Source organism: Streptococcus sp. AS14 (assembly GCF_000286495.1).
GTDB lineage: Bacteria > Bacillota > Bacilli > Lactobacillales > Streptococcaceae > Streptococcus > Streptococcus sanguinis_P.
Window position 1 is genome coordinate 201238 of the sequence record NZ_ALKI01000012.1, and the last position, 13497, is coordinate 214734.

At 42.5% G+C, this 13497-nt stretch carries 13 protein-coding genes; 11 read left to right on the forward strand and 2 right to left on the reverse strand.

Annotated elements, in window-relative coordinates:
* Positions 1–53: 53 nt before the first annotated feature.
* Positions 54–1058, forward strand: a complete 1005-nt coding sequence (locus HMPREF1150_RS06135) for an NADP-dependent oxidoreductase (protein WP_009659646.1) — start codon at positions 54–56, stop codon at positions 1056–1058.
* Between the two features lie 16 nt (positions 1059–1074).
* Positions 1075–1719 carry a TetR/AcrR family transcriptional regulator gene (locus HMPREF1150_RS06130; RefSeq protein WP_009659829.1) on the forward strand — a complete coding sequence of 215 codons (645 nt, stop codon included), beginning with the start codon at positions 1075–1077 and terminating at the stop codon, positions 1717–1719.
* 251 nt (positions 1720–1970) lie between these two features.
* Here the strand turns inward: HMPREF1150_RS06130 and HMPREF1150_RS06125 are convergent, their stop codons facing one another.
* Positions 1971–2456: a GNAT family N-acetyltransferase gene (locus tag HMPREF1150_RS06125; RefSeq protein ID WP_009659758.1), complete on the reverse strand. Its 486-nt coding sequence runs from the start codon at positions 2454–2456 to the stop codon at positions 1971–1973.
* Positions 2457–2487: 31 nt separating this feature from the next.
* The gene (gene gdhA, locus HMPREF1150_RS06120; protein WP_009659683.1) at positions 2488–3834 is read right to left on the reverse strand and encodes an NADP-specific glutamate dehydrogenase; all 1347 of its coding nucleotides are present in this window, start codon (positions 3832–3834) and stop codon (positions 2488–2490) included.
* Positions 3835–4186: 352 nt separating this feature from the next.
* Here gdhA and HMPREF1150_RS06115 point away from each other — a divergent pair, with 352 nt between their 5' ends.
* From HMPREF1150_RS06115 to HMPREF1150_RS06075, 9 genes are all read left to right on the forward strand, one after another.
* Complete coding sequence (locus HMPREF1150_RS06115) at positions 4187–5125, forward strand: dihydroorotate oxidase (RefSeq protein WP_009659629.1); 939 nt, start codon at positions 4187–4189, stop codon at positions 5123–5125.
* 169 nt (positions 5126–5294) lie between these two features.
* Positions 5295–5684 (forward strand): DUF1310 family protein, encoded by a 390-nt coding sequence (locus HMPREF1150_RS06110; RefSeq protein WP_032905431.1) that lies wholly within the window; start codon positions 5295–5297, stop codon positions 5682–5684.
* A 220-nt stretch (positions 5685–5904) separates the two neighbouring features.
* Complete coding sequence (locus HMPREF1150_RS06105) at positions 5905–6294, forward strand: DUF1310 family protein (protein ID WP_009659832.1); 390 nt, start codon at positions 5905–5907, stop codon at positions 6292–6294.
* A gap of 198 nt (positions 6295–6492) precedes the next feature.
* Positions 6493–7428 carry a peptide-methionine (R)-S-oxide reductase MsrB gene (gene msrB / locus HMPREF1150_RS06100; protein WP_009659662.1) on the forward strand — a complete coding sequence of 312 codons (936 nt, stop codon included), beginning with the start codon at positions 6493–6495 and terminating at the stop codon, positions 7426–7428.
* 158 nt (positions 7429–7586) lie between these two features.
* Positions 7587–8459: a MetQ/NlpA family ABC transporter substrate-binding protein gene (locus HMPREF1150_RS06095; RefSeq protein WP_009659697.1), complete on the forward strand. Its 873-nt coding sequence runs from the start codon at positions 7587–7589 to the stop codon at positions 8457–8459.
* Between the two features lie 249 nt (positions 8460–8708).
* A complete protein-coding gene (locus HMPREF1150_RS06090; protein ID WP_009659759.1) occupies positions 8709–9776 on the forward strand; it encodes a methionine ABC transporter ATP-binding protein in 1068 nt (355 codons plus the stop codon).
* Entirely contained in the window at positions 9776–10468 is a 693-nt protein-coding gene (locus tag HMPREF1150_RS06085) for a methionine ABC transporter permease (protein ID WP_002898357.1), read from the forward strand. Before HMPREF1150_RS06090 ends, HMPREF1150_RS06085 begins: the two co-directional genes overlap by 1 nt.
* A 137-nt stretch (positions 10469–10605) precedes the next feature.
* A complete protein-coding gene (locus HMPREF1150_RS06080; RefSeq protein WP_009659824.1) occupies positions 10606–11877 on the forward strand; it encodes a TRZ/ATZ family protein in 1272 nt (423 codons plus the stop codon).
* Between the two features lie 216 nt (positions 11878–12093).
* Positions 12094–13476, forward strand: coding sequence for a CapA family protein (locus HMPREF1150_RS06075; RefSeq protein ID WP_009659620.1), 1383 nt, complete (start codon positions 12094–12096; stop codon positions 13474–13476).
* Positions 13477–13497 lie beyond the last annotated feature (21 nt).

Here is a 13497-nt window from a genome sequence, read left to right on the forward strand (position 1 = left end):
GAAAAATGATTGAGTGCTCACTCAATTTGTGAATAAACAAAGGAGCTCATGAAATGGTTGTTCAAGCAATACAGTATAGTCGTTTCGGTGATGAAGAAGTGCTAGATTTGGTGAACATTAAATCTGATGTTTTGGAAGTGAATCAAGTTAGGGTAGAAGTTTATGCAGTTGGTTTAAATCCTATTGATTATAAGACTTTTGAGGGGGCAAAGCCACTCCGATTTCTATCTTTTATGACGAAACTAAAGCAGCCAAGTCGTTGGTTTGAGTCAAAATCATCTCTTTTTCCAAGAGGTGTTGGTCGGGATTTTGCTGGAGTTATCACAGAAATTGGTGAAGGAGTGAGTCGGTTTGTAGTAGGTGATAAGGTTTTTGGAACAATGATCAGTGACCCTGGATTGGGGACAAAGAGGGGAGCTTTGGCAACAGAAATTTGTGTCAATGAATCGGAAATTTTGTCGAAACCAGAGATGATTGATATGAATCATGCTGCTACTATGGGGGTAGCCTCTCTAACAGTGGGAGGTGCTTTTAGAAAGATTGAGCTAAACTCTAAAGATGTTGTAGTTATTTCAGCAGCGACAGGTGGTATTGGAAGTATTGCAGTACAGTATGCAGTTGCTAAGGGTGCAACGGTTATCGGCATTGCAAGTAAGAAGAATTCAGAATATCTGAGGTCCTTAGGTGCCATACCAGTGGCTTATGAAGAGAACATCCAGAATGCTCTTCTATCAGCAAGTCCAAAGCCGATTACAAAATTCTTGGATGGCTATGGAAGTGATTATGTTAAATTAGCTTTCAGTTTGGGATTGAAGGGCACGGATATTGGAACTCTAGTACCTTCACCATATATTATGATAAAAGGTGCCCAGTTCACGGGTCCGAGACATTCCACATATGATGATTTGAACACTCTGGCGGAAATGGTCTCAGATGGGAAGGTTCGGCTGAATATTGATCAGGTTTATGATTTTTCTCTAAAGTCTGTTAGAGAGGCATATCGTAGTCTGAAGTCGGGACACACTCGAGGTAAGAAAGTTGTAAAAGTAAGAGAGTAGCAGAGAGGTGCCAGCAATGGAAAGTTTAGAACAAAAGTATGCTCAGACGTTAGAAAATAGCAACTTGAGTTTAAAACAACGTCAAGTATTATTATCAAGTCTAAAGCTATTTTCAGAAATTGGTTTTGAGAATACAACAGCAAGCCTTATTGCCAAGGAGGCTGGGGTTTCAGAGGGGACAGTTTTTAGTTACTTTAAAACCAAGGAAGGAATATTAGAAGCTATTCTGTCGACTTTTCTCGAACAAGTTATTCCAGATGTGATTGCTGATTTTTCTGAGAAGAAATTTACAGCAAACCAAGAGAGTTTTCCAGTGTTTTTGAGAAGCATTGTTCGAGATAGACTGGTTTTCATTCAGGAGAATCAGATGCAAGTTAAAATTCTCTTGAGTCGTTCTTTTATTGATAAAACTATTTCTAGCCAGTTAGGGAATGTTATTGTTCACTCTATTATTAAGCCAATTAGTCCAGTTCTGAATCAGTTTAAAGAAAATGGTGTTATCCGAGATTGGTCAAATGAAAGAATCGTTCGTTATATTCTAGCCTTGAGTCTTTCTTATGTTATTCCAATGATGTTGAATGATAAGGAAGATGTGAACATAGATGAAGCAGTAAACGAAATTGTTGAATGCCTATCTTCTGCCTTAGTAGAAGTAAAATAAATCTTGGTTTTCAAGCTTACTATTAAAAATAGTGAGCTTTTTTGAAACCAATATAAAAATCCCCAATCGTTGTGATTGAGGATTGAGCAAAGAATCTTAAACAATACCATAGCTTTGGCTACGTTTTCGAAGGCAGCGATATTGGCACCTGCCAGGTAGTCGGTACCAAGACCGTATGTTTCAGCGGTAGTCTTAGCTGTGTTGAAGATGTTAGTCATGATGTCCTTGAGGCAGCCAGAGTATACTGACATCTATTCATCTGATAAGAGAGATTTTATCATCCAGATATTCATAGCTGGGTGACCAGCAGCGTAAGAAAGTGGTTGCTGCAGTGATGTAAAACCATAGTGCTGATAGATGGCCACGGCCGTAGCCAGTTCAGTAGTGGTTTCTAGATAAAGCTGTTCATAACCTGCTAGACGGGCTTCCTGGAATATCCGCATTATCAGCCGGCTAGAATAACCTTTGCCACGACTATTTTTAGTGACATACAGTTTTTGTAATTCAGCAATCTTATCAGACACAGGTGCAAAGCCACCGCAGCCAACGAGATGACCTTCATCTTCCAGAACAAAGTAAGCTGCCCTCTCTTGATGTTGATAATAGTCGGCCAAATGATCTAGATGAGAATCAAAGTAGACAGTTCCTGGTTTGTCAAGCCCGAATTCTTCTAGGCTGGCTCGAATGAGCTGCGCTACAGCTGGATTGTCTCTCACTTCCATTGGCCGCAAGTTCATGATTTGTCCTCCGATAGGATGTATCGACTAGTTAAACAATACCTTGCGCAATCATAGCATTTGCTACGTTTTCGAAGGCAGCGATGTTAGCGCCAGCCAGGTAGTCTTTGCCAAGTCCGTAAGTTTCAGCGGTCGTTTTAGCTGTGTTGAAGATGTTGGTCATAATGTCCTTGAGACGGCCGTCAACTTCTTCACGAGTCCATGAGAGGCGAAGACTGTTTTGGCTCATTTCCAGAGCAGATACAGCTACACCACCAGCATTGGCAGCTTTAGCAGGTCCGTAGAAGATACCATTTTCTTTGTAAACTGCGATAGCATCCAGGTCGCTCGGCATGTTGGCACCTTCAGATACACAGATAACTCCTTGAGCTACCAAACGTTTCGCAGCTTCGCCGTTGATTTCATTTTGTGTCGCACATGGTAGAGCGATGTCATATTTCTCAGCGTAAGTCCAGACAGAACCTTCATGGTAAGTAGCACTTGCTTTTTCAGCAGCATATTCTGTCAAGCGAGCGCGGCGTTTTTCTTTGACGTCAACCAAAAGATCGAAGTCAATACCGTTTTCATCGATAACATAACCGTTTGAGTCAGATACAGAGATAACAGTTGCACCAAGCTCAGTTGCTTTTTGAAGAGCATATTGAGCTACGTTACCAGAACCGGAAATAACCACCTTCTTGCCAGCAAAGCTTTGGCCGTTAGCCTTAAGCATTTCTTCAGTGTAGTAAACCAAGCCGTAACCAGTTGCTTCTGGGCGAATCAAGCTGCCGCCAAATCCAAGGGGTTTACCAGTCAAGACACCCGCATCGAATTGGTTAAGACGTTTGTATTGACCATAGAGATAGCCGATTTCACGTCCGCCGACACCAATATCACCAGCTGGAACGTCAAGAGATGGGCCGATGTGTTTTTGCAATTCTGTCATAAAGCTTTGGCAGAAGCGCATCACTTCAGCATCAGTTTTACCTTTAGGATCAAAGTCAGATCCGCCTTTACCACCGCCGATTGGCAGGCCAGTCAAGACGTTTTTAAAGATTTGCTCAAATCCGAGGAATTTCAAGATCCCTTGGTTTACAGTTGGGTGGAAACGAAGTCCGCCTTTATAAGGACCAACTGCTGAGTTAAATTGTACGCGGTAACCACGGTTGACTTGTACGTTACCTTCGCGGTCTACCCAAGGAACACGGAAGCTGATAACGCGCTCAGGCTCAGTAATACGCGCTAGGATGTTTTCTTCAATGTATTCTGGGTGTTTTTCAAAAACGGGCTCCAGAGTATTGAGAAACTCTTCAACAGCTTGGAGGAATTCTGCCTCGTGTCCGTTGCGGGCTTTTACGGTCTCGAAAGTGCTTTGGATATATTCTTTAGCAGTTGTCATCTGTTATTCTCCTTTAAATAAAATAGTAAACCATCCTGTCGGAAGCTGCTTGCAGCTTGTGTGACGAGGATGTGTTTAAATTTTTAAAACAGGCATCTTTTAGATGTCATATTTTATTACATGGAACATTATAGCAGACTTTTTTTATCTTGTAAAGAAAAAAGTTGAATTTTCTAAAAATTTCCACAATTTATTTTCTGAAACATTCCAGAAAATAGTAAAGCGAACAGGATGTTTTCCGAACGTTAGTCAGGAATTGCTGGTTTAAAAAACGAAAAAGCGGAGTTTGGTGATATAATGGAGGAAATGAGCTAAAGGCACTCGCCTTCAGAAGAAAAAGGAGCGTTTTACTATGGTTTCGACATCTACACAAATTGCTGGTTTTGCATTTGACAACTGCCTGATGAATGCAGCCGGGGTTGCCTGCATGACAAAAGAGGAACTGGCGGAAGTCAAGGATTCTGCTGCGGGAACATTTGTGACTAAGACGGCGACGCTGGAATTTCGTCAGGGAAACCCAGAACCGCGCTATCAGGATGTTCCGCTGGGGTCTATCAATTCCATGGGCCTGCCCAACAATGGTTTAGACTACTATCTTGACTACCTGCTGGAACTCCAGGAAAGCAAACCAAATCGGACTTTCTTCCTCTCTTTGGTCGGTATGTCACCAGAAGAAACCCATACCATTCTTAAGAAAGTGCAGGCAAGTGACTTTAAAGGCATTACTGAGCTCAATCTCTCCTGCCCCAATGTCCCTGGCAAGCCGCAGATTGCCTATGACTTTGAAACAACGGAAAAGATCTTGGCAGAGGCTTTTGCTTATTTCACCAAGCCCCTGGGTATCAAGCTGCCTCCTTATTTTGACATCGTGCATTTTGATCAGGCCGCTGCGATTTTTAACAAATATCCGCTCAAGTTTGTCAATTGTGTAAACTCTATCGGAAATGGTCTTTATATAGAAGATGAGTCAGTGGTCATTCGTCCGAAAAATGGCTTTGGAGGTATCGGAGGTCAGTACATCAAGCCGACTGCTCTGGCCAATGTCCATGCCTTTTACCAACGTCTGAAACCGGAAATCCAAATCATTGGTACTGGTGGTGTCCTGACGGGGCGCGATGCCTTTGAGCATATCCTCTGTGGAGCCAGTATGGTGCAGGTAGGAACAACCCTTCATAAAGAAGGAGTGGCATCCTTCGAGCGCATCACCGCAGAACTCAAGGCTATTATGGAAGAAAAAGGCTATGAAAGTCTGGAAGATTTCCGAGGAAAATTGAAATATATTGAGGAGTAATTAAAATACGACTGTTTAAGATTGAAGAAAGATGCATCTTTCTTCAATTTTTTTTGAAAGCGATGATAATATCTGAGAACTACTGACCTCCACCATTTAAAGGATATCCTAAAATTGTGTTATACTACAAATAAAATAAATTGATAAGATATTTGAAGGGGAAATTACGATGAATAAAACATTCTTATGGAGTGGGCTCAGTATTCTAGTAGTTACGGGACTGATTATCATAGGATTTAGTATGTATCAAAACCAGAAGAAGCAAAAGATGATATGTATTGCGACCAGTAAAGAAGCAAGAAAGGTTTATGAAGAACATATGAGAGCGAATGATTCTAATGCCTTAACAAGAGAAGGAGTTATTCAATCTTATGAAATTGATACTGAGACATTAGAATATAATCCGATGGGAGGACTGATGGTTCGATTGTATTTTAATAACAATAAAGAGCTGGACTTTCATTTTGGATTGATAAAAAATGACAATGGGGACTATGAAACATATGGCTATACCGTATCACCTAAATTATCAGCTTTGTTAAAGGAAAACGTTAAATGAGCAAAAAATATGTGAATGAATAAAATCTTCAGACGGCTATGACTGAGGATAACGATAATTCTCTTAATAGTGAAGTAAAAGATCGATATAGCTAAAAAAGTGAGGCCAGTTGTCGGCGAGCAAACACACATGATATTATGATAGAATTTTTTTTCAATGTAGGATGGTGTCCTATTAAATCATTTTGTAGTATAAATGAGGTAAAGAAGGATATGTAGAAATGAAGAAATTACTATCTATTTTGGGAGTTTTTGGAATTATTATTTTTATGGGAGGCTGTAGTATGAATAAGCAAATGCAAGAAGATAAACAAAGGGAAGAGATGCTTAAAGCTGTAAGAAGTGAAGAAGTAAAACAATTAATTGAAGAAGGAATAAAGAATTTAGATAGTCAGTGTTTAACTGAAACGGGTATTATAAAGTCATATAAAATTGATTATAATTCCGCAGAACTTCATCCAATGGGTGGTATTGTGATTACTACATATATTAACAATGACAAAGATTTGTATATTAAAGATACTATCAATGAAGATTATGTATCAAAAAAATTAGAAATTGGTGGTAGTGTTGTATCAAAAAAACTAAGTGATTTACTAAAGGGTGAATGATTATGGTGTATTTTACTGATAAACAAAGACTAAATATTGCTAAACAACAATATGTTGACACTGAAATTGATGGACATGTCTGGGTTGATGTTGATTGCAACCCAGTTTTTCATATCATTCTGAAGAAAGTTCCAATCAAATTGCTATAATTTCAACTCCTTTTATGAGAAAATAGGTGCAAAGAAATGAGGTGTTTTTATGGCTGAAATTTATTTAGCAGGCGGATGCTTCTGGGGCTTGGAAGAGTACTTTTCTCGCATTGAGGGTGTGGAGGAAACGACAGTGGGCTACGCCAATGGACAAGTAGAAACAACCAGCTACCAGCTGATTCACCAGACGGACCATGCAGAAACAGTTCATCTAATCTATGATGAAAAGCGAGTCAGCCTGCGGGAAATCCTGCTCTATTATTTCCGAGTCATTGATCCTCTGTCAGTCAATAAGCAGGGAAATGATGTAGGACGTCAGTATCGGACGGGCGTTTACTATACCAATCAAGCCGATAAGACAGTCATTGAGCAGGTCTTTGCTGAACAGGAAAAACAACTGGGACAAAAGATTGTTGTTGAGCTAGAACCTTTGCGCCATTATGTTCTAGCTGAGGACTATCATCAGGATTATCTCAAGAAAAATCCTGGTGGCTACTGCCATATCAATGTCAATGATGCCTATCAGCCCTTGGTCGATCCAGGCCAATACGAGAAGCCTACAGATGTGGAACTAAAAGAGCAGCTGACGGAAGAGCAGTATCAGGTGACCCAGCATAGTGCGACAGAGCGCCCTTTCCATAATGCCTACAATGCCACTTTTGAAGAAGGAATTTATGTAGATGTGACGACTGGTGAGCCCCTCTTTTTTGCTGGAGACAAGTTTGAATCTGGCTGCGGCTGGCCTAGCTTTAGCCGGCCGATTGCCAGAGATGTTCTAAAATACTATGAAGACAAGAGTCATGGCATGGAGCGGATTGAAGTGCGCAGCCGTTCTGGTAATGCCCATCTGGGCCATGTCTTCACTGACGGTCCAGAAGCAGCAGGCGGCTTGCGCTACTGTATCAACTCAGCAGCTCTGCGATTTATTCCAAAAGAGAAAATGGAAGCAGAAGGATATGGCTATCTGCTGACCTTCATGCAGTAAAAGGGCATAAAATCAACTCAAATGCTTCAAATCGTTATATAAATTTTTTATCACGGCGATAAATTATTTATATAAGCCAAGTCTTCTTTAACATGGTAAAATGAGAAGTAATCTTATAAAATAGAAGATTTAGAATTTTATCCATTAAAGGAGAATAAATGATGAATTTGAAAAAAATCTTTTCAATCGGCTTAGTAGGCCTTGCAGCCTTAGGTTTGGCAGCTTGCGGAGGTTCTTCTAGTAAGGAGAGCAAATCAGCAGACGGACCTGTAACCGTTAAGGTTGGGGTAATGAGCCTGAGCGATACAGAAGAAGCGCGCTGGAACAAGGTTCAAGAGATTCTTGACAAAGAAAATGCAGGCGTTAAATTAGAATATACACAGTTTACCGACTACTCTCAGCCTAACCAAGCTCTGCTTGACGGTGATGTGGATATCAACGCTTTCCAACATTACAACTTCCTTGAAAACTGGAACAAAGAGAAGGGAGCAGACCTTGTGTCTGTTGCAGATACCTATATCGCACCTATTCGTCTCTACTCTGGTACAAAGGACGGTAAAAATAAATATACAGATGTGAAAGACATCCCAGAAAATGGTACAATTGCTGTTCCAAATGATGCGACAAATGAGAGCCGTGCTCTTTATCTTCTCGAATCAGCTGGTTTGATCAAGCTTGATGTTAAAGGTAAGGAACTTGCGACTGTTGCCAACATCAAAGAAAACAAGAAGAATCTGACAATTTCTGAGTTGGATGCTTCTCAAACACCAGCTTCTCTGACTTCAGCAGATGCTGCAGTTGTCAATAATACTTTCGTCCGCGAAGCAGGCATTGACTTCAAGAAGGCCCTCTTCAAAGAAGAAGCCAATGAAAACTCAAAACAATGGTATAATCTGATTGCAGCGAAACCAGACTGGAAGAAATCAGACAAGGCTGACGCAATTGAAAAAATTATCAAGGCTTACCACACTGATGAAGTGAAAAAAGTTATCGAAGAATCATCAGATGGTATGGATCAACCAGTTTGGTAATTTTTTACCAGCAGAAGGTCATTGTATTGAATAAATGAAATGATTAAGAAGGGCGGAGATTAGCTTCTCCAGCCCTTTGTCTGCTATTAGGGTCATTTAGTTTGAACAGTATCTAGCTTTGAGCTAGGTTGGTACAGATTGCAACTTATGATTTTACATTTCCCTAGTCGAGCGACAGACGGAAAGCAAACTAAGAGGCTATAGTGGCTAAATCTCATATTGGACAAATCAAGGAGTGAATCGGAAATTATGGGCAAAGAAATTATCAAATTGGATCACATTGATGTCGTTTTTAATCAAAAAAAGCAAGACATTAAGGCCGTAGAAGATGTGACCATTCATATTAATCAGGGAGATATTTATGGAATTGTAGGCTATTCTGGTGCCGGCAAGTCTACCCTGGTCCGTGTCATTAACTTGCTGCAGGTGCCGTCTGCTGGTAAGATTACGGTGGATGATACGGTTTTCTATGATCATCAGCAGGTTCAGCTTACTGCAGCTCAGTTGCGCCAAAAGCGTAAGGATATCGGGATGATTTTCCAGCATTTTAACCTCATGGCACAGATGACGGCCAAGGAAAATGTTGCCTTTGCGCTCAAGCACTCTCCTTTATCAGCTGCTGAAAAAGAGAAAAAAGTTCATACGCTTTTAGACTTGGTAGGCTTAGCGGATCGGGCGGACAATTATCCTGCTCAGCTGTCTGGCGGTCAGAAGCAGCGGGTGGCTATTGCGCGGGCCTTGGCCAATGATCCCAAAATCCTAATCTCGGACGAGTCCACATCCGCTCTGGATCCTAAGACCACCAAGCAAATTTTGGCTCTATTGCAGGATTTGAATCAAAAATTGGGTCTGACTATTGTCCTCATTACCCACGAAATGCAGATTGTCAAGGACATTGCTAACCGGGTAGCAGTCATGCAGAATGGCCGACTGATTGAAGAAGGCTCAGTTCTGGATATTTTCTCTAATCCCAAGAATGAGCTGACCCAAGACTTCATTACGACCGCAACCGGTATCAATGAGGCCATGATCAAAATCAACCAGCAAAAGATTGTGCAAAACCTGCCGGAAAATTCCATTCTGGCACATTTGAAATACTCAGGTGTGGTAACGGACACAGCCATTATAAACGACATTTACAAGCAGTATCAAATATCCGCCAATATTCTTCACGCCAATATTGAGATTTTAGATCATGTACCGGTCGGAGAAATGGTCGTTATCTTATCTGGAGAGACCAAGCAACTGGCGGCGGTGCAGGAAAGTCTGCGCGAAGCAGGAGTAGAGCTGCATGTTCTGAAAGAAGGGAGTAACTAATGCTACAGCTGATTCAACAATTTATGCCCAATGTTTATAGAATGGGCTGGTCTGGGCAGGCTGGCTGGGGAACAGCTATTTACCTGACTTTGTATATGACTATCATTCCTTTCTTTATCGGAGGGATTCTAGGCTTTATCGCTGGTCTCTTGCTCGTTTTGACAGGGCCGAGAGGTATTTTGGAAAATAGACTTGTATTTTTCGTCTTGGACAAGGTTACCTCTATCTTCCGGGCGATTCCTTTCATTATTCTCCTAGCCCTTATCAATCCTTTTACTCGGATTATAGTGGGAACTGGGATTGGACCGACTGCGGCCTTGGTCCCTCTTTCACTGGCTGTTTTTCCTTTCTTTGCCCGTCAGGTTCAGGTGGTCTTATCCGAACTAGACCGAGGAGTCATTGAGGCGGCGCAAGCTAGTGGAGCAACTTTCTGGGACATTGTCGGTGTTTACCTGCGGGAAGGTCTGCCGGACTTGATTCGGGTGACGACTGTTACGCTGATCTCTCTGGTTGGTGAGACCGCTATGGCGGGAGCGATTGGAGCTGGTGGACTGGGAAATGTTGCCCTGACTTATGGTTATCAGCGTTTCAACCATGATGTGACCATTCTTGCGACTATTCTTATTTTGCTGCTCATCTTCTTTATTCAGTTTGTTGGGGATTTCCTGACACGGAAGATTAGTCATAGATAATGATTGACAACTAGGGCCTCAGCTGGGGCTCTTTTTTATGCCATAATTGTATTAAAAGACTTGCACAATTAGATTAGGCTTGTTATAATAGCTAAAATCTCTTGAAGCCAAGTGTTGGGAAAGTGAGGATATGGCGGATGAAAGCTTATACAAATGTCAATCTGGTGACCTGTGACAGCGTATTTCATGTTTACCGAGAAGGGCTGCTGGTCGTGGAAGATGACCGTATTGCCTACTGTGGTCCCTATGATGAAAGCTGGTTAGGGAAATGCAGTGAAACAGTGGATTATGAAGGTGCTTGGATCATGCCAGGGCTGGTCAACTGTCATACTCACTCGGCCATGACCTTGCTGCGTGGGATTCGTGATGATAGTAATCTTCATGAATGGCTAGAGGACTATATCTGGCCGGCAGAAAGCCAGTTCACAGCTGAACTAACGACCCAGGCTGTCCAGCTGGCTCTGGCTGAAATGCTGCTGTCAGGAACAACAACTTTTAACGACATGTATAATCCTCAGGGAGTGGATATTGACCGGATTTATCAGGCTGTGCGGCAGTCCGGTATGCGATGCTATTTCTCACCAACACTCTTTAGCTCAGAGGCGGAAACTGCAGAAGAGACTCTGGCTCGTACTCGGGCTATTATTGAGAAAATTCTCTCCTATAATGATGAAGATTTTCAGGTCATGGTGGCGCCTCATTCGCCTTATGCCTGTGACGAAGATCTGCTTAAGGGCAGTCTTGAGCTAGCGCGTGAGCTAGACTTGAAGCTTCATATCCATGTGGCGGAGACACAGGAAGAAAATAAAATCATTCTTGAGCGTTATGGTAAACGGCCTCTAGCTTTCTTGAAAGGCCTAGGCTACTTGGAGCAGTCAGGTATTTTTGCTCATGGGGTTGAGCTGAATACGTCAGAGATTGCGGATTTGGGGGCTTCACCAGTCAGCATCGCCCACAATCCTATCAGCAACCTCAAGCTGGCTTCCGGTGTAGCTCCGGTGACGGATTTATTAGCCGCTGGGGTGACTGTTGGCCTAGCAACAGACTCTGTTGCTTCCAATAATAATCTAGATATGTTTGAAGAAGGTCGGACAGCGGCTCTCCTTCAGAAGATGCGGGCAGGCGATGCGACCCAGTTTACGATTGAGCAGGCCTTGAAAGTTTTGACTATTGAAGGAGCCAAGGCGTTGGGATTGGATAACAAAATCGGTAGTCTGGAAACGGGCAAACAAGCCGATTTCATTGTCATTCAGCCTAAGGGAAGACTCCATCTCTATCCTTTGGAAAATATGCTGTCGCACTTAGTGTACGCAGTCAAGGGCAGCGATGTTCAGGATATCTACATTGCAGGGCAGCAGGTTGTCCGAGACGGCCAAGTGCTGACCGTTGATGTAGGGAGTTTTGTGTAAGAATGAAAGTTGAGTTTCAGCTCGGCGATCAGCTATTAGAATTGAAAAAATAGAAAATGAAGCAGGAGAATGGTGGAAGCATGCCGCAATTTGGAGAATGTAGCATGCTTCTCCCCGCTCCTGTTTTTTGCTTTTCTTTTCTTTTGGCGATAAAAATAGTACAATATAGTAAAGATTGATGCACTATTATTAAGCAAGAAAAAGCGGAGAAATGCGATGGATAAAAAATTTCTTTGGGAGAAGATTAAGACTTTTTTTCAGGAACTTTGGAAGAAGATATCGGGTTTTGCTGCGGAGCATACTCTCTTGACAGATGCCTACCAAGCTTGGCGGGATTGGATTAAGAAGTTGCCGTTTCCTCGTCCCAAAATCTTTCAAAAACAGCTTAGCAATGGGCAGTTTGTCGGAGTGCTTTTGACAGTTGTTGGGCTGTCGGCTGGCTTAATTCTGCTGTCAGAGCATTTACCTGACTTCAGCTTTTCCTTCTCTGCAAAGAAAGAGCAACAGTCGGATCCTTCTCGGAATCAAACGGTTCGTATCATGGCGACTGGGGATTTGCTTTATCACGACGGTCTTTATCTGAGTGCTCAGAAAGAAGATAGCTCTTACGATTTTTCTGAGAATTTCCACTATGCTAAGGAATGGCTTCGGCAGGGTGACTTGGTCTTAGGGGACTTTGAAGGCACGATTCGGCCGGACTATCCCCTAAATGGCTATCCGCTTTTTAATGCTCCAGAAGCCGTAGTTCCAGCAATCAAGGATGCCGGCTATCAGGTGATGGACCTGGCTCATAACCATATTTTAGACTCTGGTCTGGAGGGAGTTTTTACTACAGCTCAGGCTTTTGAAAAAGTGGGAATCACTCCTATCGGTGTTTATCCGCATGAAAGCCGCAGTCAGGCACCGCTCTTGATAAAGGAAGTTAAAGGCATTAAGATTGCACTGCTAGCTTACTCCTATGGCTACAATGGAATGGAGGGGCTTCTCAGTCAGGAAGACTATGATGATCGCCTGTCCGATCTGGATGAAGAAAAGATGCGGGCGGAGATTGAGCGGGCAGAAAAGGAAGCTGACATCACAGTCGTCATGCCTCAGATGGGGATAGAGTACCAGCTAGAGCCGACAGAGGAGCAGATGACCCTCTACCATAAAATGGTTGACTGGGGAGCAGATATCGTCTTTGGAGGCCATCCGCATGTGGTTCAGCCGGCAGAGATTTTAGAGAAAGATGGCCAGAAAAAGCTAATCATCTATTCTATGGGGAATTTTATTTCCAATCAGCGCATCGAAACCATGGAAGAGGTTGAAAATGCTCATTGGACTGAGCGGGGAGTGCTGATGGATGTTACCATTGAGAAGACAGCATCAGGCACGCAGATAAAAAGTGCTCAGGCTCATCCGAGCTGGGTCAGCCGAGTTGAAAAGGGCGCTACTTCAGCAGACGGTCTTCCTTTATACACTTATCAGACCTGGATTTTGGATGACTTTGTCGAAGGTGGCAAGTATCGAGACAAATTGGATCAAGAAACCAGAGCGAGGATTGATACCGCCTATCAGGAAATGAATTCTCATGTTGGACTGAATTGGCCGGGGCAATAAACTGTTTGAATATGAGTTTAG